Here is a 22,816-nt window from a genome sequence, read left to right as displayed (position 1 = left end):
GCTCGCGGTACCCTGTCTGCCTTGATGCCCCGTGAGACCCCATGAAACGTCATTTCTCGATGCTGCGTGAGTTCCAACTGGCGGACTGGTTCACCCTGGCCAACGCCTTCTGCGGCACCGGGGCGGTGTTTGCCGCCATGCGCTTCCTGCAGGACGGCGAGCGCGGCTACCTGATGTTCGGCATGGCGCTGATCCCGCTGGCCTTCATCTTCGATGCCCTCGACGGCCGCATCGCGCGCTGGCGCAAGTCCAGCTCCACCCTGGGCCGCGAGCTCGATTCGCTGTCGGATGTGATCTCCTTCGGCGTGGCCCCGGCGGCGCTGGCCTATGCCTGCGGCATGCAGGGCGGCTGGGACTGGCTGGTGCTGAGCTACTTCGTCTGCTGCGGCGTCAGCCGCCTGGCCCGCTACAACGTCACCGCCGAGGCGATGTCTGGCGAAGAGGGCAAGGTCAAATACTTCGAGGGCACGCCCATTCCAACCAGCCTGGCGCTGGTGATCGTGCTGGCCATTGCCGCCGGCACCGATGCCATCGGCCATGACCTCTGGTTCGGCCAGTGGCAGCTCGGCCCGTGGCAGCTGCACCCGATGGTGCTGCTGTTCGCGCTGTCCGGCTCGCTGATGATCAGCAAGACCCTGCACATTCCCAAGCCATGACCCAGCCCAGCGGAGGCCCGCGATGACCAGCTCGGCCCACGACGCCGGCAGCAGCGATTTCGAGAACCTGTCCCGCCAGTACTTCGGCGCCTGGGGCGATGCCCTGCGCCATGCCGCTACGCCGGGGGCACCGGCCGGCGACGACCCGGGCAGCTGGCAGCGCCTGTTCGACTGGTGGGGCCAGCTGCTGCCCGAACAGGGGCAGGGCGCGCCGGAAGATGCGCTGCGCCGCTTCCGCGAGCAGGCCGGCAGCTGGTACGGCACGATGCAGGAAGTGGCCGCGCGCTTCGCCGGCCGCGATGCCAGCAGCGCCGACGTGGCCCAGGCCTGGCGCGAAGCCGTGCAGGGGCAGGGTGACGGCATGCTGCAGTGGATGCTGCAGGGCGCACGTGGCAGCACCCAGGCGGGTGCCGCGCTGCCCGAATTTGCCGCATGGCTGCAGCAGTGGCAGGTACAGGCCGGCCCGTGGCTGCAGAGCCCGGCCTTCGGCCCCGGCCGCGAGCACCAGGCGCGCTGGCAGACCCTGCTGCGCGCGCAGGAGGAATACCAGCAGCATTCGCGCGCCTACGTGGACCAGATCAAGCAGGCGCTGGAAGAGGCCTTCGACCTGTTCGAAAAGCGCCTGGCCGAGCACGAGCAACCGGGCAGCCAGCTGACCAGTGCACGGGCGATGTTCGACCTGTGGATCGAGGTGGCCGAAGAGGCCTACGCCAAGGTCGCCCTGTCCGAGGCGTTCCAGCAGGTCTATGCCTCGCTGGGCAACGCACAGATGCGCCTGCGTGCCGGCCTGCAACGCGAGGTCGAGCAGGTGAGCGAGCGCATCGGCCTGCCCACGCGCAGCGAGATGGATGCCGCCCACCGACGCATCGCCGAGCTGGAGCGCAGCCTGCGCCGCCTGCAGGCGCAGGTGGCCGTGCTGGCCGGGACCGCCGAGGTCGACCCGGTGGCACAGCCGGCGCCGGCCAAGGTGAAGCCGGCCGCACGCAAGCCCGCGAAGAAGGCCGCGCCGGCGAAGAAATCCGCCGCGCCGAAGCCGCCTGCAAAGAGGGCGGCAACAAAGAAAGCACCGGCGAAGCCCGCCGCACGCCGCACCACTGCGCGGAAATAACGACTGATGAAAGGACCGCTGGGCTTCAACGCCGATGACCTGATGCAGGAAACCCTGGCCATGCAGCGCAAGCTGATGGAAGGGCTGAAGCTGCTGCCGCAGGTGGAGGACGTGGACTATGGCGCCACTGCCCGCGAGGAAGTCTGGCGCGACGGCAAGGTGGTGCTGTACCGCTTCGTGGGCGAGCAGGCGCCGACCCGCAGGCCGCCGCTGCTGATCGTCTACGCGCTGGTGAACCGGCCGTACATGGTCGACCTGCAGGCGGACCGTTCGCTGGTGCAGAAGCTGCTGGCGCTGGGCCAGGACGTGTACGTGCTGGACTGGGGCTACCCGGACCGCTCCGAGCGCTTCCAGACCCTGGAGGACTACCTGCTGCGCTACATCGACGGCGCGGTGGATGCGCTGCGCACGCGCAGCGGTGGGCCGGTGGACATGCTGGGCATCTGCCAGGGCGGCGTGTTCGCCCTGTGCTATGCCGCGCTGCGCCGGCAGAAGCTGGGCAGCCTGATCACCATGGTCACCCCGGTCGATTTCCATACCGCCGACAACATGCTCTCGCACTGGGCGCGGCAGGTGGACGTGGACCTGCTGGTGGACACGCTGGGCAACATCCCGGCCGACCTGATGAATGCCAGCTACCTGATGCTCAAGCCGTTCCGCTTGAACGTGCAGAAGTACGTGGGCCTGCTCGACATCCTCGACGACAAGGCGGCGCTGGAGGATTTCCTGCGCATGGAGAAGTGGATCTTCGATTCGCCGGACCTGGCGGGCGAGGCGTTCCGTGACTTCATCAAGCAGTTCTACCAGGGCAATGGGCTGGTGAATGGCACGGTGCGGATCGGCGAGGAAGCGGTCGACCTGTCGCAGGTGACGCTGCCGGTGTTGAACATCTACGCCGAGCAGGACCACCTGGTGCCGCCGGATGCCTCGCGCGCGATGCGCCGGCGCCTGGGCACCGACGACTACACCGAATCCAGTTTCCGCGGTGGTCATATCGGCATCTACGTGTCCGGCCGCGCGCAGCGCGAAGTGCCGGCGACGATCGATGGCTGGCTGAAGGCCCGCGACCGGTAGAGTCGAGCTTGCTCGACTGCCCCTGTAGAGTCGAGCCATGCTCGACTATTGCTGAGGTCCAGATGGCATCACGACATCTACTGATCCTCGCCGCACTGCTGGCAGCGCCATTCGCCCACGCCGCCCCCGGCCCGCAGGCGCAGCGCGAGATCGCGCAGCTGATCGGCAGCCTCGATGGCTCGCAGTGCCGGTTCCAGCGCAATGGCAGCTGGCACGACGCGGCCGAAGCGCGTGCGCACCTGCAGCGCAAGTACGACTACCTGCTGAAAAAGGACAAGGTGGACAGCGCCGAGCAGTTCATCGAGCGCGCCGCCAGCCAGAGCAGCATGAGCGGCAAGGCCTACCGCATCCAGTGCCCGGGACAGGCTGAACAGACCGCCGCCGCCTGGTTCGGCGCCCGCCTGCAGGCGTTGCGTCAACGCACGCCGTAGACATACCCGCGGTGTAGAGTCGGGCCACGTTCGACTGCTCTTTCTGGTTCCCGAGGAGGTGCCACCATGAACACCACGCCACGCACGCTGTCGCGTTCGTTGAACGATCGGATGATCGCCGGCGTGATGGGCGGCATTGCCCATCGCTTCGGCTGGAACCCCACCCTGGTGCGGATTTTGTTCGTGCTGGTCTCGATCGGCTCGGCCGCCTTCCCGGGCATCCTGGTCTACCTGCTCCTGTGGCTGCTGATCCCGAACGAGGCCGATTGAACGCCGCCTCGCGGCCTTGGCCGGTCTGGCTGCGCGCGCTGCAGGTGCTGGGCGCGGCCTGGACCCTGCCCAATACGCTGATCGGGGTGATCGGCGGGCTGGTCGGCCTGCTGGGCGGGGCGAAGCTGCGCTGGAGCGGCCGCGACTGTGCGCTCATCTTCGACAACTGGCCGTGGGGGCCGGGCGGGGCGATCACCCTGGGCAACGTGATCCTGCATACCGGCCACGACCTGGGCATGTCCTGCCGGACCTACGCGCACCAGGCGGGGTGGGGCGTGGAGCCGCTGATCCGTCTGGATGACCACGAGCGGGCGCACGTGTACCAGTACCTGGTGCTGGGGCCGCTGTACCTGCCGGTGTACCTGCTGTGCGGGGGCGTGAGTGCGCGTAACCCGTTCGAGCGGGCGGCAGATCATTACGCCCGGTTCGGGCGCGGCTGGTGGCCGTAGTTTCCAGCCAACGGCGCAGCCCCTCGTGGCTGGGGCGCGGTGATTCATGGGGGCTGGCCGGGCAGGTGGATTGCGCAGGGGACGCTGCAAGTACATCCCTGTAAGCTCGGTCGCCGCATCCATGCGGCTCACGCCCCTGCGCAACCCACCTGCCCGGCCACGGACACGTTCCTGCGGCGTCCAGCCACGGAAAAGAAAAAGAATCAGCAGAAGCGGGTCGCGCGCTGCGCTTGCTCGCAGCCGAGCATGGCTCGGCTCTACACGAAGCAAAGAGCGGCCGGCCAGGCTGCTTTGCTTTTGATCTTCATTTTTTTTTCCGTGGGTGGTGGACGCAGCAGCCATCTGTCAGAGGTCGGTCGGGTCGGGTTCGCGGGGGTGTCCGCGGCATGGATGCCGCGGCCAAGCCCCCAGGGGTGAGGGCGCTTTGCTTGCGAAGCACTGCTTCGCAAGCGCCCGAACGCACAGCCGCCAGCGGCTGGGCCGGACCGCGGAGCGGGGTTCACGGCGTCCCCCGCGAGCCCGACCCGACCGACCAGCGCGACGGTTTTGCCGTTGATCGCCACCCACGAGGGGCTGCGCCGTTGGCTGGAAACCCCCGTTTGTTAGCCGGAGGTTAAAGATCCGTAAGCGTTCTGCAGTGATCGGGCAGTCATCTGCATGCAACCGATCGTCATTAGCCTTCGTGACGTTCCAGTCAGCTTGATCGCGGTAAGCTCTATCCCGATGAGCTCGCAAGTACCGCTCATCGTGTGCAGTACGCAGTAGCAATTTGGAGGAAGACATCACATGGCAATTGTTCTCTATGTCGGTGGTAGCAAGGATGGCGAGAAGGGCGTGGTGCCCTACGGCTTCAGCAAATCCCGCGCCGACACCGCGCTGGGGCCGGAGTTCTACACCGAGCGGTTCATGGAACTGCAAGGTGTCGGCAAGGTCCGGTTGATGGCCCTGGAAAGCCTGCGCGACGACATCGTCATGCAGCGCGCCGCCCGCCACTACCGTTGACCCCGTAACACGCGGCAGGGCGCGCCCACCATCGCGCGCCCGCGCCGGCATCCCAGCCCCCCTCGCCAGGATGCCGGCGTCCCGACCGGCCGCCGGAGGCTGAATCCCGCCCCCTGTCAACGCCTTGTCCCGCTTGGTCGTGGGTTGCCAGAATGGGACCTTCCCGTAATGCGGCCCAGACCTGAAGCAATGCACGACGCCAAGAACGCCCAGAGCGCGCTCGCCCAGCAGATCGCCCAGACCATCGCCGACGAGATCGGTGCCCAGTCCGCCCAGGTACGTGCCGCCGTCGGCCTGCTCGACGAGGGCGCCAGCGTTCCGTTCATCGCCCGCTACCGCAAGGAAGTGACCGGTGGCCTGGACGACACCCAGCTGCGCAACCTGGAAACCCGCCTGACCTACCTGCGCGAGCTGGAAGACCGCCGCGCCGCCGTGCTGGCCAGCATCGGCGAGCAGGGCAAGCTGAGCGACGAACTGCGCAACGACATCCTCGCCGCCGATACCAAGAGCCGCCTGGAAGATCTGTACCTGCCGTACAAGCCCAAGCGCCGCACCCGCGCGCAGATCGCCCGCGAGGCCGGGCTGGAGCCGCTGGCCGATGGCCTGCTGGGCGACCCGACCCGGGATCCGCAGGTGTTCGCCGCCACCTTCGTTGACACCGACAAGGGCGTGGCCGATACCAAGGCCGCGCTGGAAGGCGCGCGCGCGATTCTGATGGAGCGCTGGGGCGAAGACGCCGCGCTGGTCGGCGAGCTGCGCACCTGGCTGGGCGAGGGCGGCGTGATCCGCGCCCGCGTGGCCGAGGGCAAGGAAAACGAAGGCGCCAAGTACCGAGATTATTTCGAACACGCCGAATCGCTGGCGAAGATTCCTTCGCACCGCCTGTTGGCGCTGTTCCGTGCGCGCCGCGAAGAGATCCTGTTCCTGGAACTGGACCCGGGAAGCGATGCCGAGGCGGGCCACCAGTACGCCGAAGGGCGCGTGGCGCGCAAGGCCGGCATCGCCGACCAGGGCCGCGCCGCCGACCGCTGGCTGCTTGATGCCTGCCGCCTGACCTGGCGCGCCAAGCTGCACACGCACCTGCTGCTGGACCTGTTCAACCAGGCGCGCGAGAAGGCCGAGGCCGACGCGATAGCCGTGTTCGGCGACAACCTCAAGGACCTGCTGCTGGCCGCACCGGCCGGGCCGAAGACCGTGCTCGGCCTGGACCCGGGCATCCGCACCGGCTGCAAGATCGCCGTGGTCGATGCCACCGGCAAGCTGGTGGCGACCGAGACCATCTACCCGCACGAGCCGCGCCGGCAGTGGGACCAGTCGCTGCAGACGATCAAGCAGCTGTGTGCGAAGCACAACGTGGAGCTGATCGCGATCGGCAACGGTACCGCCAGCCGCGAGACCGACAAGCTGGCCGGCGAGGCCATCAAGGCCGCCGGCAACCCGAAGCTGCAGAAGGTGGTGGTCAGCGAGGCTGGTGCCTCGGTGTACTCGGCGTCCGAATTCGCCGCCAAGGAATTCCCCGGCCTGGACGTGTCGCTGCGTGGCGCGGTGTCGATTGCCCGCCGCCTGCAGGACCCGTTGGCCGAACTGGTGAAGATCGAACCGAAGGCGATCGGTGTCGGCCAGTACCAGCACGACGTGGACCAGTACCGCCTGGCGCGGGCACTGGATGCGCGCGTGGAGGACTGCGTGAACGCCGTCGGCGTATACGTCAACACCGCCTCGGCCGCGCTGTTGTCGCGCGTCTCCGGCCTGTCGTCGACGGTGGCCGAGAACATCGTGCGCCACCGCGATGACAACGGCCCGTTCAAGCGCCGCAAGGACCTGCTGAAGGTGGCACGGCTGGGCGAGAAGACCTTCGAACAGTGCGCCGGCTTCCTGCGCATCGCCGATGGCGACCAGCCGCTGGATGCCTCGGCCGTGCACCCGGAAGCCTATCCGGTGGTCGAGCGCATCGTCGCCAGCACCGCACGCCCGATCAAGGCGCTGATCGGTGATGGCAGCTTCCTGCGAGGCCTGAAGGCCGAGCAGTTCACCGACGCGACCTTCGGCGTGCCGACCGTGCGCGACATCCTCAAGGAACTGGAAAAGCCGGGTCGCGATCCACGTCCGGAGTTCAAGGCCGCGCGCTTCGCCGAGGGCGTGGAGGACATCAAGGATCTGCGCGAAGGCATGGTGCTGGAAGGCGTGGTCAGCAACGTGGCGGCCTTCGGTGCGTTCGTCGATATCGGCGTGCACCAGGACGGGCTCATCCACATCTCGGCGCTGTCGGACACCTTCGTCAAGGATCCGCGCGATGTGGTCAAGGCCGGTGACATCGTCAAGGTGAAGGTGCTGGAGGTGGACGTGCCGCGCAAGCGCATCGCCCTGACCCGGCGCCTGGACGACACCCCCGGCCAGGCCACCAGCCGGCCCGGCCAGCGCGAGGAGCGCGGCCAGGGTCAGGGGCCGCGCCGCGATGCCGGCGGTCCGAACCGTGGCCAGAACCGCGGACAGGGCAATGGCGGCCGACCGGCGCAGTCGGCGCCACCGGCCAACAACGCCCTGGCCGACGCCTTCGCCCGCGCCAAGCGCAGCTGAGTCCGGCACCCCTCCAGGCGCTCGCCTGCGAGGGGGGACTTGTCGAGGTTCCCCCGCAGTGCGCACACTTGCGCCCAAGGGGGGCCATCGGGCCGTCCCGTCGTCGCCGGGGAGGGCCGTGGCGCCAATCGTTCCCGCCAGCATCCACGAGGGTTGCAGCCTTGCGCTGCGGCCGGCGCGTGCCTGTGCGCGGGGCAGGGAGGGCTGATGGGCGGCCCCGGCAACAACGAAGGCAACCTGGTCGAGCGGCGCCTGGTGGAGCTGGCCGAAGACCGCCGCCGCCTGGCGATGATCATCGAAGGCACCGCAGCGGGCACCTGGGAATGGAACGTGCAGACCGGCCAGATGCGCATCAACGCGCGCTGGGCCGAGATCGTGGGCTATCGGCAGGAAGAACTGGAGCCGGTGAACCAGGATACGTTCCAGACGCTGGTCCATCCCGATGACCTGGCCCGTTCCGATGCCGCGCTGGAGGAGCACTTCCGCGGGCACACCGACCACTATGCGTGCCTGCTGCGCATGCGCCACAAGGACGGCCGCTGGATCTGGATCCACGACCGCGGGCGCGTGTTCGAGCGGGACGGGCAGGGCCGCCCGGTGTGGATGGCCGGCGCCCACGATGATGTGACCGAGCTGCAGCAGGCCCGACAGGACGCAGCGGAAATGCGCCAGCGGCTGCAGGCGCTGGTCGATGCATCCGACGAAGTGGCGGTGATGGCCACCGACCCGCAGGGCATGATCACCCTGTTCAACAGCGGCGCCGAGCGCCTGCTGGGCTATACGGCCGATGACGTGGTGGGCCGGGTCGACCCGGGCGTTTTCCACGAGCCTGACGAGATCGCCGTGTTCCTGGCACCGCTGGCCGATGCCGAAGGGCGCCTGCCGACCGTCTTCCAGGCACTGGCCGCGCAGGCCCAGGGCGGCACGTTCTCACGGCAGTGGACCTTCCTGCGCAAGGATGGCCAGCGCCGCCAGGTGCGGCTGTCGATCAGCCGCATGGACGGTGCCGACGGCCAGCGCATCGGCTACGTCGGCATGGCCATCGACATCACCGAGATGCAGCAGGCCCGTGCCGATGCGCGGCTGGCCGCGGACAAGTTTGCCGGTGCGTTCACCTCGGCGGCGCTGGGCATGGCCCTGGTCTCGCTGGAAGGGCGCTGGCTGGACGTCAACAATGCGCTGTGCCGGATCCTCGGCTACCCGCGCGAAGAGCTGCTGCAGGTGGATTTCCAGCGTCTGACCCATCCGGCCGACCTGCAGACCGACCTGGCGCTGGTGCAGGACCTGCTGGCCGGCCGGCGCAATTACTACCATCTGGAAAAGCGCTACCTCAACCGCGATGGCAACACCATCTGGGCGCGCCTGTCGGTCTCGCTGGTGCGCAACGAGCGCGGCGAGCCGCTGCATTTCGTGTCGCAGATCCAGGACGTCACTTCCCAGCGCAGCAGCGAGCAGCGCCTGTACGAAACCGAGCAGCGCAGCCGCATCACCCTGGATGCGGTGGCCGACCTGGTGCTGAGCGTGACCCTGGAAGGGCGTATCGAGTACGCCAATGCTGCGGCCGTGCGCATCCTGGCGGGTGACAACGCGCTGGCCCTGGCCGGGCACAACGTGCAGGACGTGCTGTCGCTGACCACCGAGTACGCGCCCGGCTCGGTGCTGGATGTGGCCGTGCTGCTCGACCCGGACAGCAACGCGGTGGACCTGCATGCCGACCTGTTGATGCGGCTGGGCGCGGCCACGGTGCCGGTGGACCTGACCCGCGCCTGGCTGCGCGATGACGAAGGCCAGGTGCGTGGCGCGGTGTGGGTGCTGCGCGACGATACCCAGCAACGTGCCCGCCAGCGCGAGGCACGTCACCTGGCCGAAATCGATCCACTGACCGAGCTGGGCAACCGCCGTGGCTTCGAGGCGCACCTGCAGCAGGCGATCACCCGCGTCGAGCGCACCGGCCAGGCGGCCTCGCTGATGTTCATCGACCTGGACCGTTTCAAGCCGGTCAACGATACCTGGGGCCACCTCGCCGGCGATGCGGTGCTGTGGGCGGTGGCCAGCGTGCTGCGCCATGGCGTGCGCGATTCGGACATCGTGGCGCGGCTGGGCGGCGACGAATTCGCGGTGATCCTGCCCGGCTGTGGCCCGCGCCGGGCCGCGCGCATCGGCCGCGAACTGCTGCAGACCCTGGCCGCGCTGTCCATTCCGTGGGACACGGCGCGGCTGCGGATCGGCGCCAGCATCGGCATCGCGCCGCTGGAGGCCGGCATGACCGTGGACGAGGCGGTGGCGTCGGCCGACGCCCAGTGCTACCGGGCCAAGGCCATGGGCCGCAACAACGTGCAGGTGCAGGGCGAGCTGGGTGAACTGCCCGGCGAGGACAACGACGCGGGCTGAACCGGTGCGTACCGCAAGAGGCTTGATACGGTCTCAACCTGTGAGAGGGCGGGGCGGAACAATCGCCCCATCGCCACCTCGACAGGGAGTTGCCATGAGCCGTTGGAACACACAGATCGTCGGCGCCTACGCGCCCGCCTGCATTGGCTGGCTCCTGGCGCTGGCCGGCGGCCTGCGCCTGGAGCAGCTGCGCCTCGATCCCCTGGCGCAGTCACTGGTGCCGGTCCTGCAGTGGGGCGTGGCCAGCGCACTGCTGGCCACCCTGGGCTGCATCATCGGCGCCAGCGCGGTGCTGTGGCGCAATGGGCGGCGCTGACCACGCATCTGTAGAGTCGAGCCATGCTCGACTGCTGTCGGCCAGAATGAGTCGAGCAAGCTCGACTCTACGAAGCTGGCAGGCGAGCAAGCTCGACTCTACAGACAGCGTGGCGGCTCAACGTAGTACCGGCTCCGCATCCACCAGCCGCACATCGTGCATCTGGTCGAGGTAGGCCTCGTAGTAGCCTTTATGCGAGGCACCGACAATGGCGAGCAATCGTGTGCCCGGATGCTGCCCAAGCACGTCACGGATGTTGGCAACCATGCGCAGGTTGCGGGTTTCCCAATAACCCAGATAACTGCGCCCGAATGCCTCGGGGGAGGGGTCCCGCAGCGCAGCGCCGAAGTCTGCACGGTAGGCAAGTTCAGCCCATTCGGGGCGGTTGTAAGCGCGATACAGGGCAAGAACGCCATCTGGCGCGGCAAGCGCCGCATACAGCGGCGTGTCAGCGTCCTTCATCGCCTGCACATGGGGGTTGTCCCACACCGCTTCCATTGCTCTACGGCTGGCGTCCGCCTGTTCCGGCGGCGTGGGTGAATCGGCCGTGTGGTCATCCACCGCCCATAGGCGGTCATGTCCCAGCCGGGCAGCAAGCACCGCAGCAAGCTGGTACGTTTCCTGCCGGCGCGCCCCATGCGCGTTAAGGGTCTGTACCAGAGCCGGCGTCAGCCCATCGCCAGCGTGCCGCTCCGATGCCGGGAGGCGAAGCCACTGCACCTGCGCAGAGCCGGGTTCGCCCGCTGCAAGCAGGATGGCAGCAAGATGGCGTCGTTGTGAGGGCGTTGCATCCTTTGGCAACGCTGCCAGCAAACGCTCTGCTTCGCCGCTTGCGGCCGGGACATCCATGCCGGTGGCCGCCTGTGCCGCCGTGGTATCGAAGCAGTAGGTCTGCGCGGTTTCCGCATAGCGCAGCGGATTGCGGCGCAGGAAGTCGCATTGCCTTCCAGACAGGTTCTCTGTGGCGATGGCGTCAGGCATCCAGGCCGCCAATCGCTCAAGCAGGGGCTGCAGCTGCGCCGGTTCGAAGGTCTTCGGCAACTGCGAAAGGTGTGGCGTGGCGAGAACCATGACGTCATTCAAGCGGCCCGCTGGCGGTCCCTTGTGCTCGCCAGGATGGAAGGCGGGGCGATAGGGCGCATCGGCGGCGCCGGCGGCGGCACTGCACAGGCTCAACAACAGAACACAGGCACGACGTTTGAACATGGGCTTCTCCCTGCAATGGATGCATCCGTGATGACGATGATGCTGCACGCAACGCCGCGCGATGTAACCCCACGTTGGTCATTGCAACCTTCTGGGCGCTGCATGCATCGCAGCCAAGCGGGCATCGCAGCCAGGCGGGGCATGGGTCACAATGGACCTTGCAACCTGGAACGAACAACGACATGGATGCTGCACTGCCCATCGTGACGATCGCCGCACTGCTTGGTGCGATCATCGGCTTTGTCGGGCCGCTGGGCTGGCGCTGGCAGCTGCTGCGGCTGTCGCCACTGCTGATCCTGCCGGTGGCATTGCATTTCCTGCAGAGCAATTCATGGGGCCTGGGTGGCGGCGGCATCTGGGTGACCGCTGCACTAGCAGCCTGCATAGGCGGTCTCGGTTATCTGCCGGCGGTGCTGGCCATCGCCGTGCTGCGCTGGATGATGTGGCGGCAACGCTGACCGCGGAGGAACACGATGCTGGTAAGGGTAGGCACTCTGGACGAAGCCCTGCAGGTGCTGCAGGACGTGGGCGAGCTGGGCCAGGGGCGCACGCACGCCACCTACATGCAGCGCCTGGCTGGCCGTCGCCACCTGGTGCTGGTGGCCGAGCAGGGCGGTGAACTGGTCGGCTTCAAGGTGGGCTACGCGCTGGACCGCCGGCGCTTCTACAGCTGGGTCGGTGGCATCCATCCGGCACATCGCCGCCAGGGCATCGCCCAGGCCCTGCTGGAAACCCAGGAGCGCTGGGCCGCCGCGCAGGGCTACGACAGCATCGAGGTGAAGACCTCGCAGGCCTTCCCGCAGATGGTGGCCCTGCTGGAGCGCAACGGTTACCAGCCCGAGGGCGAGGCCGAGGGCAAGCTGCTGTATCGCCGGGTGCTGTGAAGACGCGGGGGGGCTGCGAATGCCCCTAAAGGCCGCGACCCGCCGGCCGATAACCTGACTGGATCCCGCTCCTGTCCCTCGCTGCTGGACTCCAGGCTGCCCCCGACGGGCGCCCGTGCTGTGTGTACCGCCTTCCGCAGTCCGCAGTCCGCAGTCCGCAGTCCAGAGTTTCACGCGCACAACGAACAAGGACGCTTCCCCCGCGCGTCTGCAAGTCCAGGCAATTGATGGCCCCGCCGGGCATCCGCCCGCCGGATTGCACTTTATTGGACTCCGAGGAACCCACGATGCTGATGCCAGGCTTCACGGCGGGTGAGCAGACACCGGCCGACCCGCACTCCCGTTTTTCGCCCTGGCGCGTGCTGCTGGGCGCGCTGGGCGGTCACCGCACCACCACCGAGCTGTCCGCGCAGGATCGCCGCCAGGATGAGCTGGCCGCGCAGGTGGCTGCGCTGCATCGCGTGCAGGCGGTCATCGAGTTCGCCCTGGACGGCACCATCCTGCAGGCCAATGAGAACTTCCTGCAGGCGGTGGGCTACCGCCTGGACGAGATCCAGGGCCAGCATCATTCGCTGTTCGTCGATCCCGAGCATGCCCGCAGCGCCGAGTACCGCGAGTTCTGGGCGCGGCTGGCGCGCGGCGAGTTCGACGCCGGCCAGTACCGGCGCTTCGGCAAGGGTGGGCGCGAGATCTGGATCCAGGCCTCGTACAACCCGGTGCTGGATCGCCAGGGGCGGCCGTACAAGGTGGTGAAGTTCGCCACCGACATCACCGCGCAGAAGCTGCAGGCCGCCGATTCGGCGGGCCAGCTGGCGGCGATCGACAAGTCGCAGGCGGTCATCGAATTCAGCCTGGACGGACGCATCCTGTCGGCCAATGCCAACTTCCTGGCCGCCACCGGCTACACGCTGGACGAGGTCCGCGGCCAGCACCATTCCCTGTTCGTCGAACCCGACCACCGTGGCAGTGCCGAATACCGGCAATTCTGGGAAAAGCTCGGCCGCGGCGAGTATGACGCCGGCCAGTACCGGCGGCTGGGCAAGGGCGGGCGCGAGGTGTGGATTCAGGCGTCGTACAACCCGATCCTCGACATGAACGGCCGCCCGTTCAAGGTGGTGAAGTACGCGACCGACATCACCGCCCAGGTGCACGAGAACCAGGCCACCCAGCGCGCCGTCGCGCAGACCCGCGAAGTGGTGGCGGCGGCAAAACAGGGCGACCTGACCCACCATGTGGACATGACCGACAAGCGCGGGCCGATCGCCGAGCTGTGCGAGGGCGTCAACGCGCTGGTGGAGGCAATGGCCGGCATTCTTGGCCAGATCAAGTTCGCCGCCGACACCATTGCGGTGGGCGCGAGCGAGATCGCCCAGGGCAACAGCGACCTGTCCCAGCGCACCGAGCAGCAGGCGGCCTCGCTGGAGGAAACGGCGGTGTCGATGAAGGGCCTGGCCGACACCGTGCAGCGCACCGCCACCAACGCACGCCAGGCCAGCGAACTGGCCGGCGGCGCGGCAGACGTGGCCGCGCGCGGTGGCACCGTGGTGCACGAAGTGGTCTCGACCATGGCGGTGATCAACGCCTCCTCGCGCCGCATCGTCGACATCATCGGGGTGATCGACGGCATTGCGTTCCAGACCAACATCCTCGCGTTGAACGCAGCGGTGGAAGCGGCGCGCGCGGGCCAGCATGGTCGTGGTTTCGCGGTGGTGGCCACCGAGATCCGCGAGCTGTCGCAGCGTTCGGCCAGCGCGGCCAAGGAGATCAAGCACCTCATCGACGCATCGGTGGCCAATGTCGGTGCCGGCACCGCGCAGGTGGAAAGTGCCGGGCGCACCATGGATGAGATCGTGCGCGACGTACGCCGTGTCAGCGACCTGATGACCCAGATCAGCACGGCGGCCCAGCAGCAGAGCGATGACATCCAGCAGATGAACCAGGCCGTCGACCTGATCGACCAGGGCACGCAGCAGAACGCGGCGCTGGTGGAAGAGGCCTCGGCGGCGGCACGCAGCATGGAGGAACAGTCCGCGCAGCTGCTGCAGACCGTGGCCGGATTCCGGGTGGATGCGGGGCAGGGCAGTGCGACGGCACAGCGCACGCCGATGCTGCGGGTGGTGCCCTGAAGCGAGGGGCTGAGCCTCCAGAAACGCAAAAGGCCAGGTCAATGACCTGGCCTTTTGTTCGATGGTGCCGGTGAAAGGACTCGAACCTTCATGGGGTCACCCCCGGCTGATTTTGAGTCAGCTGCGTATACCATTCCGCCACACCGGCAGCAGCGAGCTAGTGTAACCGAGCCCGGCGGACCTTCATAGAGCCCTCTTCGGACAGGGCCGGAAGCCCGCCGTCCTGTCGGCAATGGCTGGCTGATGGCTATACTGGATCGGCTTAACAGGTGGGGGGAGGCCCCATGGCGGCGTTGCAGGATCTGCGCGTGTTGGTGGTCGAAAACGACGAGATGAGCGCGGCCCTGCTGCAGATGCAGCTGGTGCAAGCCGGCGCCGTGGTCGTCGGCCTGGCAGCGACGGTCGCCGAGTCGCTGCGCCTGCTGCAGGAAACCTCGCCGGACGTGGCGCTGCTGGATTACCGGTTGGCCCGCAACGAAACCAGTGAACCGGTCGCCGAGGCGCTCGCCGCAGCGGGCGTGCCCTTCGTGCTGGCCACCGGCATGACCGCCGATCAGCTACCTGCATCGATGCGCGACGGCGTGCTGCTGGTGAAACCCTATCTGTCGGTGGATCTGTCGCAGGCCTTGCTGCGCGCGGTCGGCCGTAGCAGCGCGCGGGCCTGAGCGCAGTTTTCCGGCTCAGGCCGCTTCTTCGTAGACGTAACGCAGATCCTCGCGGTCATCGAGGATGGCGTACTGCGTGGCCAGCTGGTCCGGATCGGGATTGAGCCAGGCGTCCAGGTGTTCGCGACGGATCGGTACCACGCCGCGGTCATGGCCGGCGGCGGCCACGTCGGCCGGTGGTGCGTCGGTGATCGCGGCGAAGGACAGCAGGCGCCCCTCCGGTCCTTCCCATTCGGCCCACAGGCAGGCCAGCAGCAGGTCGCGCGGTGGATCGGGGCGGAATTCCAGGACCACGTCCTGTTCCTTTTCATCGGCACCCAGGCTGCGACCGGCGATGGCATGGCGCGGCACATGCTCGTAGAACGCGCTGACCACCACTACGCCGTGGCGCAGGCCGAAGGCGCCGCGCCAGTAGCCTTCCAGGCTGTCGCGGCGCGCGTTGTAGGTGCCCGGGTACAGCACGTCGTTGCGTGCGGGCTTGTCCGGCAGGCGGCATTGGTAGCGCATCGGCTTGATGACCCGCTGCCCGTTCTCGCTGACCATCACCGGTGCGTAGGTGCCGGGGAAGATGCGGTTGTCGCGCGGCAGCAGCTGCACACGATGCAGATCGTCCAGGCGGGCCTGTGCACGCTCGATGCGGTTGCTGGCCACGCGCAGGTCGTTGCGCGCCTTCTGCGTCGGCCGCGTGGCCAGGGTGGCGTTGGCGATGTCGCGCCGCTCGCCCTGCTTCAGCAGCTCGGCCTGCAGCGTCTGCTGCTCCTCGGCATGCCATTGCTGGATCTTCGCCACGATGTCGCGGCCCTGCTCGGTGCGCGCGCCAGCAAAACCATCGTCCATGGCCTTGGGTGTCTTCGGCCGCTTCTTGCCCGGATCGTGCGCATACAGTTCGGCGAATTCTTCCAGCGACAGCACGGCGCCGTACTCTCGGACGAGCTTGGCGTAGTCGGCGCGGATCAGGGCGGAATAGCACATGGGCGTTCTGTGGGCGAAGGTCGCAGCGGCTGCGACGTGACTGCGGCAGGATAGCCTGACCACTTGGAGATGACGCATGAACGATCCAACCACCTGCCAGTTCCGCGATGGCGTGCCGACCGTTGAGGATTACTGCCAGCTGCGTCTGCTGGCTGGGCTCAGTGCCAAGACGCACGAGGCCGCCAGCCGCGCGCTGCCCAATACCCTGTTCGGGGTCTGTGCGTACCAGGGCAGCGAACTGGTGGCGATGGGCCGGATTGTCGGCGATGGTGGCTGCCACCTGCAGGTGTGCGATATCGCCGTCGTGCCCCGGTTGCAGGGGCAGGGCCTGGGCAAGGAGGTGATGCGGCGGCTGGACGCCTGGATGCAGGTAACGCTGCCGCCTTCGGCCTATGTGAGCCTGCTGGCCGATGGTGAGGCACACCGCCTGTATGCGCAGTTCGGGTTTGCACCGACGGCGCCGGCCTCGATCGGGATGTATCGGCGGTTCTGAGTCTGTGGCATCAGGCATTCATCCACGCATGGCGTGGATCTACTTTGATCCTGGTAGATCCACGCCATGCGTGGATAGGGCGACCCGGACAACAGGCAAAGAAAAACCCCGGCCGAGGCCGGGGTCTTCAAGAATTGGCGTCCCCACGGGGATTCGAACCCCGGTCGCCACCGTGAAAGGGTGATGTCCTAGGCCTCTAGACGATGGGGACGCACGAAAACTTCAAGTTGTAGATCTTCGACGGCCTAATGTCGAAGTGGTGGAGCCAAGCGGGATCGAACCGCTGACCTCCTGCATGCCATGCAGGCGCTCTCCCAGCTGAGCTATGGCCCCATGAAACTCCGGATTGTCCCGCATGGGAGCAGGGTCCGTTTTGAAACTGGCGTCCCCACGGGGATTCGAACCCCGGTCGCCACCGTGAAAGGGTGATGTCCTAGGCCTCTAGACGATGGGGACGCACGAAAAACTTCAAGTTGTAGAACCTTCGACGGCCTAATGTCGAAAGTGGTGGAGCCAAGCGGGATCGAACCGCTGACCTCCTGCATGCCATGCAGGCGCTCTCCCAGCTGAGCTATGGCCCCGTGTTACCGAGCCGCCTATCTTACCAACGTATTCACCTTTGTGGAAGCTTTTTTTTCGCTTTCTTCGTTGTGGTTCACCAGGGCCACGAGGGCAGGGGAACCGCAACGCCACAACCTGAACGCCGGTAGGCGGTGAACAAAAAAGACCCGGTTATCGGCCGGGTCCTCGTTGTTCGTGATGAGTTGGCGTCCCCACGGGGATTCGAACCCCGGTCGCCACCGTGAAAGGGTGATGTCCTAGGCCTCTAGACGATGGGGACGCAGATCTCATCAATGTTCTTTTGCGACTCTTCCGACGGCCTAATGCCGAAAGATTGGTGGAGCCAAGCGGGATCGAACCGCTGACCTCCTGCATGCCATGCAGGCGCTCTCCCAGCTGAGCTATGGCCCCACGTCGCTGAGGAGCGAAATAATAGCTGTGCCCCCGGGGGTTGGCAAGCGTTTGTTGCACTTTTCTTCACGTCCGTTGCGAAGTCGATGTCAGCCGCCAGGCAGACGCTGCGCGCGCAGGCGCAACGCGTTGCTGATGACCGATACCGAACTGAGGCTCATCGCCACCGCAGCGAGCATCGGCGACAACGAAATGCCCCATGGCACCAGCACGCCGGCCGCGACCGGAATGCCCAGCCCGTTGTAGAGGAAGGCGAAGCCGAGGTTCTGCCGCATGTTGCGCACGGCTGCACGCGACAACTGGCGCGCACGCAGGATGCCGCGCAGATCACCCTTCACCAGCGTGACCTGTGCGCTGGACATCGCCACGTCAGTGCCGGTGCCCATGGCGATGCCGACGTTGGCGCTGGCCAGAGCCGGTGCATCGTTGATGCCATCACCGGCCATCGCCACCACGCGCCCTTGTGCCTGCAGCTGCTGAACCAGTGCGGCCTTGTCGGCGGGACGACTCTCGCCGTGTACCTCGTCCAGGCCGAGGGTGGACGCCACGGCCTGCGCGGTCAGCAGGCCATCACCGGTGGCCATGATGATGCGCAGCCCATCGCGGTGCAGCGCGGCGATGGCCTCGGCGGTGGTCGACTTGATTGGATCGGCCACGGACAACAGACCGGCAAGCTGCCCGTCCACCGCCAAGTACATCACGCTGGCACCACGACGGCGCAGCGCATCGGCCTGTTCCTGCACGGCGGCCACCTGTACCGATTGCCCGGCCATCAGCGCGGTATTGCCCAGCCACATCGCGCGGCCGTCGACGCGGCCACGCACGCCCAGGCCGGTGATCGAATCGAAATCCTCCACCGCCAGCAGCGGCAGGCCGCGCGTGCGCGCTTCGGCAACGATGGCATCGGCCAGCGGATGTTCGCTGCCCTGGTCGAGGCTGGCCGCCCACTGCAGCACCTGGGTGTCTTCGAATCCCGCGGAGGCATGCACGGCATCGAATGCCGGGCGGCCCTCGGTGAGCGTGCCGGTCTTGTCGATCACCAGCGTATCGACCTTGCCGAGTGCTTCGATGGCTTCGGCATCGCGGAACAGCACGCCATGCTGCGCGGCGCGGCCAGTGGCCACCATGATCGACATCGGCGTGGCCAACCCGAGCGCACAGGGGCAGGCGATGATCAGTACCGCCACCGCGCTCAGCACGCCATGCGTCCATGACGGCTCCGGTCCGAACAGGCCCCAGCCGAACAGCGCCAGCGCGGCCACGGCCAGCACCGCCAGCACGAACCAGTACGCCACCTTGTCGGCCATGCGCTGCATCGGTGCGCGCGAACGCTGCGCCTGCGCCACCAGCTGCACGATCTGCGCCAGCATGCTGTCATCGCCCACGCGCTCGGCTTCGATCACCAGTGCGCCGGAACCATTCAGGGTCGCGCCGATCACGCTGTCGCCCGCCTGCTTGGTCACCGGTACCGGTTCGCCGGTCAGCATCGATTCGTCCAATGAGGAACGGCCCTCCAGCACGCGGCCGTCCACCGGCACTTTCTCGCCGGGGCGCACCCGCAGGCGGTCGCCGGCCTTCACCCGCGCCAGTTCGACGTCATGCTCGCTGCCATCGGCGTCGATGCGCCGCGCGGTCTTCGGTGCCAGGCCCAGCAGGGCCTTGATCGCTGCCGAAGTCTTGGCCCGCGCACGCAGCTCCATCAACTGGCCGAGCAGGGTGAGCGAGATGATCACCGCCGCCGCTTCGAAGTACACGCCGACGTGGCCGTGCTGCTGGAACGAGGGCGGGAACACGCCCGGTGCGACCGTGGCCACCACGCTGTAGCCGTAGGCGGCAATGACGCCGGTGCCGATCAGCGTCCACATGTTGGGGCTGCGGTTGCGGATCGACTGCGCCCAGCGCTCGAGGAACGGCCAGCCTGCCCACAACACCACCGGCGTGGCCAGCGCGCCCTCGATCCACACCCGCAGCGTCGGCGACAAAGCATGCAGCAGCGGCGTCATCGCCAGCATCGCCAGCGCCATGGTCGCCACGCTCAGCGGCAGCGACACCCAGAAGCGGCGGCGGAAGTCGGTCAGTTCCGGATTCTCGCCGTCGTCCAGGCTGGGCATCATCGGTTCCAGCGCCATGCCGCAGATCGGGCAGGTGCCGGGGCCTTCCTGCACGATTTCCGGGTCCATCGGGCAGGTGTAGAGCGTGCCCGCGGGCACCTCGGGGGCGACGTAGGACGAGGGGTCGAGGTAACGCTGCGGATCGGCGATGAATTTCTGCCGGCAGCCGCCACTGCAGAAGTGGTAGTCCTGGCCCTGGTGATGGGTGTGGTGCGCGGTGCTGGCCGGGTCGACGTCCATGCCGCAGACCAGGTCCTTCACCGTGGCGGTGCCGGCCGCTGGCTTGTGCCCGCCGCAGCAGCTGCCGGTGGCCTTCGGCGTGCTGCCATCGAAGGCGCTGGGCGTGGCGATGAAGCGCTCGCGGCAGCGTGCCGAGCAGAAGTGCCACTGCTTTCCAGCGTGTTCCGCGTGGTGGGGGCTGCGGGCCGGGTCCACGTCCATGCCGCAGACCGGATCCTTCACCGTGGCTGGCGCGTTCTTCGCGCGGCCACAGCAGCCGCCTGCAGTGGGCGACGGGCCGTGGCCGTGATGGGAATGTCCGGTGTTCATGCATTGTCCTCGGTCAGTGCGGCGAGGATGGGGCACTGTTCCAGCGCACCATGGCCGGGGCAGGCGTCCACCAGCTGTGCCAGTGCGGCATGCATGCGCTGCAGTTCGGCCATGCGCTGCTCGATGTCGAGCAGGCGCGCCTGTGCCGTATCGCGCACGCTGGCCATGTCCTGCTGGTGGCGGTCGCTCAGTGCCAGCAGCTCGGCGATTTCCTCCAGGCTGAAACCCAGCCCCTTGGCCCGGCGGATGAACCGCAGCCGGCGCAGGTCCTGCTCGCCGAAGATGCGGTAGCCGCCGGCCGAGCGTGCCGCGGTGGGCAGCAGCTGCTGGCGTTCGTAGTAGCGGACGGTGTCGATCGGCACCCCGGCCTCGCGGGCCAGCTGTCCAATATTCATGGCGCACTCCTGGTGGATGTCGCCATTGTCAACCCTGGAGTCTGGTCAAGAGTCAAGGGTTTGTGGGTTTCCCCCATTCAGCGCACTTTGCAACTTTCTTCATAGCCCTGCCGTTGCGGCACTTCCTACCCTTCGCCTGAACCGGCCGCTCGACGGCCTGAACGAATGGAGGAGGGGAGCGTGGAGGGACTGAACAACGACGGTTTCGTCGAGGTTGCCGTGGTGGAGTATCCGGGGGGAGATCCATCTGCAGCTTCGGTATTGGCTGAAATGGCCCACGTGGCCAATCGCCTGGCCCAGCAGCAGCGGCGCCCCAGTGCCCGCGTGCTGGTCACCCGCTGGATCGTGCCGGCCAGCAACCGTGGTGTGAACCGCATCGCTGGTGCGGAAATGCTGGATGCGGCGATTCCTGCCGTGATTGCCCTGCCGGGCCAGGTCAGTCCGGTGGTCTCGGTGCGCGCCGAGGAAGTCCTGCTGGACTGGCTGCGTGCGCATTACGACGGTGGCAGCCTGTTGGCCGCGGCAGCCGACGGCGTCGGTGTGCTGGCACGGGCGGGCCTGCTGGCCGGGCGCACCGTGTCGGGCCCCGATCTGCGGCGCCATCCGGGCCTGCAGGGTCAGGCCGCCAGCTGGGCCCCAAGCGAACGAGCGCTGGTGGATGACGGCGACCTGCTCACCGTGGCCGGTCCGCAGGCATGGCGTTACCTGGGCCTGCGCCTGCTGTATCGCCTGCACGGGCAGGGCGTGGCCAGCGCGGTCGCACAGCAGCTGGGCATCGTCGTACCGGCGGGCGTGCAGCAGGACCTGGAGCGGTTCAGTGCCAACTTCGCCCACGGCGATCGTGATGTGCTCAAGGCCCAGCGCTGGCTGCACACCACGTCTGCACGCGGGGCGACGCTGCCGGCCATCTGCGAGGTCTCCGGTCTTGAGCCGCGGACGCTGCAGCGGCGCTTCCTGAAAGCCACCGGGCTGCGCCCCATCGAGTACTGCCAGCGGCTGCGCGTGGCCAAGGCGCAGACCCTGCTGCAGCAGGGCGCCAGCATCGACGAAGTAGCCTGGGGCGTGGGCTATGCGGACCAGAGCGCGTTCCGTCGCCTGTTCCTGCGCATCGTCGGCATGACGCCGGCCAATTACCGGCGGCACGTGAACTGCAAGCGGCGTGAGCGCGCGTTGCCGGCACCGGCACCGGCAGCGATGGCATCGCGGGCCGTGCCGGTGGTACCGGTTGCGGACTCGCGGCTGGACGCGGCCTGACAACCCCAGGAAGGACGCCGCGCTTGCAACGCGGGCGCGGCGTTCCGACCATGCAGGATTCTGGAATGTGGTGCAGGTGATGTAATGGCGAGTGTGGGGCCGGTGCCGATGCCGGTAGTGGTGATCCTGATCTGTCTGCTGCTGGCGATGGGCCTCGCGCGGCTCTGGCCGTCGCGCGAACCCGTGACACCTCGCCCCTCGGGCGCGGGCCGGGTGCTGGACATGCTGCTGGTGGGCCTGCTCTGCGGCCGCGTGTCGTTTATTGCCGCCAACTTCGCCTTCTATCGTGACGCGCCCTGGAGCATGTTGCAGATTGCCGATGGCGGCTATCATGTGGCCGTGGTGGTGGCTGCGGCACTGGGCTGGGGCGTCTGGAGCCTGCGGCGTCATCCTTCGCTGCGTGTACCGGTGCTGTGCAGCGCCCTGGCAGGCGTACTGCTGTGGGGCGCAGGCAGCTACGGCCTTGCCCAGTGGCAGGCCAACACATTGCCGCTGCCAGCGGTGCAGGTGGTCGACCTGCAGGGCCAGCCACTGGATCTGGCCCAGTTCCACGGCACGCCGCTGGTGCTCAATCTCTGGGCGAGCTGGTGTGGCCCGTGCCGGCGCGAAATGCCGGTTCTGGCCAAAGCGCAGCAGGCGCACCCCGAGCTGCAGTTCGTCTTCCTCAACCAGGGCGAACAGCAGGCGGAGGTCCAACAGTTCCTGGACGCGGAACGGCTTGTACTGCGCAACGTACTGCTGGACGAACCTGCCGCTGCATCGACCGCGCTGGGCGTGCGCGCCTATCCCTCCACCCTGTTCTTCGATGCGCAGGGGCGGCTGCAGGAACTGCATCTGGGTGAACTGACCCAGGCCGGTCTTGAACACAAACTGCGCGGGCTGCGGTAGCCTGCGCGGGCATTTTCTTTCGGAGTT

Annotated in this window: 21 protein-coding genes and 7 tRNA genes; 17 read left to right on the top strand and 11 right to left on the bottom strand. The window is 67.6% G+C overall.

The features are described from left to right. Positions 1-41 precede the first annotated feature (41 nt). The 10 genes from C1925_RS12520 to C1925_RS12475 all read left to right on the top strand — a co-directional run bounded on the left by C1925_RS12520 (position 42) and on the right by C1925_RS12475 (position 10,274). Entirely contained in the window at positions 42-656 is a 615-nt protein-coding gene (locus tag C1925_RS12520; RefSeq protein ID WP_079222297.1) for a phosphatidylcholine/phosphatidylserine synthase, read from the top strand. A 22-nt stretch (positions 657-678) separates the two neighbouring features. Beyond that, entirely contained in the window at positions 679-1,764 is a 1,086-nt protein-coding gene (phaE, locus tag C1925_RS12515) for a class III poly(R)-hydroxyalkanoic acid synthase subunit PhaE (RefSeq protein ID WP_108769171.1), read from the top strand. Positions 1,765-1,770: 6 nt separating this feature from the next. Next, positions 1,771-2,838: a class III poly(R)-hydroxyalkanoic acid synthase subunit PhaC gene (gene phaC, locus C1925_RS12510; RefSeq protein ID WP_108769170.1), complete on the top strand. Its 1,068-nt coding sequence runs from the start codon at positions 1,771-1,773 to the stop codon at positions 2,836-2,838. 62 nt (positions 2,839-2,900) lie between these two features. Beyond that, positions 2,901-3,269 carry a YfeK family protein gene (locus tag C1925_RS12505; RefSeq protein ID WP_108769169.1) on the top strand — a complete coding sequence of 123 codons (369 nt, stop codon included), beginning with the start codon at positions 2,901-2,903 and terminating at the stop codon, positions 3,267-3,269. Between the two features lie 66 nt (positions 3,270-3,335). After that, a complete protein-coding gene (locus C1925_RS12500; RefSeq protein ID WP_108769168.1) occupies positions 3,336-3,539 on the top strand; it encodes a PspC domain-containing protein in 204 nt (67 codons plus the stop codon). Beyond that, positions 3,536-3,988 (top strand): hypothetical protein, encoded by a 453-nt coding sequence (locus tag C1925_RS12495; protein WP_108769167.1) that lies wholly within the window; start codon positions 3,536-3,538, stop codon positions 3,986-3,988. The genes C1925_RS12500 and C1925_RS12495 overlap by 4 nt, the downstream gene beginning before the upstream one ends. 786 nt (positions 3,989-4,774) lie before the next feature. Next, positions 4,775-4,990: a hypothetical protein gene (locus C1925_RS12490; protein WP_025879252.1), complete on the top strand. Its 216-nt coding sequence runs from the start codon at positions 4,775-4,777 to the stop codon at positions 4,988-4,990. A gap of 189 nt (positions 4,991-5,179) precedes the next feature. Continuing rightward, positions 5,180-7,567 carry a Tex family protein gene (locus C1925_RS12485; RefSeq protein ID WP_108769166.1) on the top strand — a complete coding sequence of 796 codons (2,388 nt, stop codon included), beginning with the start codon at positions 5,180-5,182 and terminating at the stop codon, positions 7,565-7,567. A gap of 207 nt (positions 7,568-7,774) precedes the next feature. Continuing rightward, complete coding sequence (locus C1925_RS12480; protein WP_108769165.1) at positions 7,775-9,958, top strand: PAS domain-containing protein; 2,184 nt, start codon at positions 7,775-7,777, stop codon at positions 9,956-9,958. Between the two features lie 94 nt (positions 9,959-10,052). Continuing rightward, positions 10,053-10,274 carry a hypothetical protein gene (locus C1925_RS12475; protein WP_108769164.1) on the top strand — a complete coding sequence of 74 codons (222 nt, stop codon included), beginning with the start codon at positions 10,053-10,055 and terminating at the stop codon, positions 10,272-10,274. Between the two features lie 117 nt (positions 10,275-10,391). On the opposite strand, the gene C1925_RS12470 is transcribed toward C1925_RS12475, so the two are convergent. Continuing rightward, entirely contained in the window at positions 10,392-11,480 is a 1,089-nt protein-coding gene (locus C1925_RS12470) for a DUF5694 domain-containing protein (protein ID WP_108769163.1), read from the bottom strand. Positions 11,481-11,662: 182 nt separating this feature from the next. On the opposite strand from C1925_RS12470, the gene C1925_RS12465 reads away from it, so the two are divergent. The 3 genes from C1925_RS12465 to C1925_RS12455 all read left to right on the top strand — a co-directional run bounded on the left by C1925_RS12465 (position 11,663) and on the right by C1925_RS12455 (position 14,490). Continuing rightward, entirely contained in the window at positions 11,663-11,938 is a 276-nt protein-coding gene (locus tag C1925_RS12465) for a hypothetical protein (protein ID WP_108769162.1), read from the top strand. 15 nt (positions 11,939-11,953) lie between these two features. Further along, positions 11,954-12,364, top strand: coding sequence for a GNAT family N-acetyltransferase (locus C1925_RS12460; protein ID WP_108769161.1), 411 nt, complete (start codon positions 11,954-11,956; stop codon positions 12,362-12,364). A gap of 287 nt (positions 12,365-12,651) precedes the next feature. Continuing rightward, the gene (locus C1925_RS12455) at positions 12,652-14,490 is read left to right on the top strand and encodes a methyl-accepting chemotaxis protein (RefSeq protein ID WP_108769160.1); all 1,839 of its coding nucleotides are present in this window, start codon (positions 12,652-12,654) and stop codon (positions 14,488-14,490) included. Between the two features lie 62 nt (positions 14,491-14,552). On the opposite strand, the gene C1925_RS12450 is transcribed toward C1925_RS12455, so the two are convergent. Beyond that, a tRNA-Leu gene (locus tag C1925_RS12450) sits at positions 14,553-14,638 on the bottom strand. 136 nt (positions 14,639-14,774) lie between these two features. On the opposite strand from C1925_RS12450, the gene C1925_RS12445 reads away from it, so the two are divergent. Next, the gene (locus C1925_RS12445; RefSeq protein ID WP_108769159.1) at positions 14,775-15,155 is read left to right on the top strand and encodes a response regulator; all 381 of its coding nucleotides are present in this window, start codon (positions 14,775-14,777) and stop codon (positions 15,153-15,155) included. Positions 15,156-15,170: 15 nt separating this feature from the next. Here C1925_RS12445 and C1925_RS12440 read toward each other — a convergent pair whose 3' ends face one another. Further along, positions 15,171-16,127, bottom strand: coding sequence for an SOS response-associated peptidase family protein (locus C1925_RS12440; protein ID WP_108769158.1), 957 nt, complete (start codon positions 16,125-16,127; stop codon positions 15,171-15,173). A gap of 76 nt (positions 16,128-16,203) precedes the next feature. On the opposite strand from C1925_RS12440, the gene C1925_RS12435 reads away from it, so the two are divergent. Next, positions 16,204-16,620 (top strand): GNAT family N-acetyltransferase, encoded by a 417-nt coding sequence (locus C1925_RS12435; protein ID WP_108769157.1) that lies wholly within the window; start codon positions 16,204-16,206, stop codon positions 16,618-16,620. 135 nt (positions 16,621-16,755) lie between these two features. Here the strand turns inward: C1925_RS12435 and C1925_RS12430 are convergent. The 8 genes from C1925_RS12430 to C1925_RS12395 all read right to left on the bottom strand — a co-directional run bounded on the left by C1925_RS12430 (position 16,756) and on the right by C1925_RS12395 (position 20,647). Continuing rightward, positions 16,756-16,831 (bottom strand) — tRNA-Glu (locus C1925_RS12430). A gap of 46 nt (positions 16,832-16,877) precedes the next feature. Further along, a tRNA-Ala gene (locus C1925_RS12425) sits at positions 16,878-16,953 on the bottom strand. Positions 16,954-17,000: 47 nt separating this feature from the next. Continuing rightward, positions 17,001-17,076 (bottom strand) — tRNA-Glu (locus C1925_RS12420). A 49-nt stretch (positions 17,077-17,125) separates the two neighbouring features. Continuing rightward, positions 17,126-17,201, bottom strand: a tRNA-Ala gene (locus C1925_RS12415). A gap of 184 nt (positions 17,202-17,385) precedes the next feature. Further along, positions 17,386-17,461, bottom strand: a tRNA-Glu gene (locus C1925_RS12410). A gap of 55 nt (positions 17,462-17,516) precedes the next feature. After that, positions 17,517-17,592: transfer RNA gene (locus tag C1925_RS12405), tRNA-Ala, on the bottom strand. A gap of 89 nt (positions 17,593-17,681) precedes the next feature. Further along, entirely contained in the window at positions 17,682-20,252 is a 2,571-nt protein-coding gene (locus C1925_RS12400) for a heavy metal translocating P-type ATPase (protein ID WP_108769156.1), read from the bottom strand. Beyond that, positions 20,249-20,647 carry a heavy metal-responsive transcriptional regulator gene (locus C1925_RS12395; RefSeq protein ID WP_108769155.1) on the bottom strand — a complete coding sequence of 133 codons (399 nt, stop codon included), beginning with the start codon at positions 20,645-20,647 and terminating at the stop codon, positions 20,249-20,251. Before C1925_RS12395 ends, C1925_RS12400 begins: the two co-directional genes overlap by 4 nt. A 180-nt stretch (positions 20,648-20,827) precedes the next feature. Here C1925_RS12395 and C1925_RS12390 point away from each other — a divergent pair, with 180 nt between their 5' ends. Both C1925_RS12390 and C1925_RS12385 read left to right on the top strand, forming a co-directional pair. After that, positions 20,828-21,901: a helix-turn-helix domain-containing protein gene (locus C1925_RS12390; RefSeq protein WP_254051318.1), complete on the top strand. Its 1,074-nt coding sequence runs from the start codon at positions 20,828-20,830 to the stop codon at positions 21,899-21,901. 84 nt (positions 21,902-21,985) lie between these two features. Further along, a complete protein-coding gene (locus C1925_RS12385; protein ID WP_108769154.1) occupies positions 21,986-22,789 on the top strand; it encodes a TlpA disulfide reductase family protein in 804 nt (267 codons plus the stop codon). Positions 22,790-22,816: the final 27 nt, after the last annotated feature.

It is taken from the genome of Stenotrophomonas sp. SAU14A_NAIMI4_5, from assembly GCF_003086795.1.
Taxonomy (GTDB): domain Bacteria; phylum Pseudomonadota; class Gammaproteobacteria; order Xanthomonadales; family Xanthomonadaceae; genus Stenotrophomonas.
Note: the sequence above shows the minus strand (reverse complement) of the source record. Positions and strands in the feature narration are given on the sequence as shown.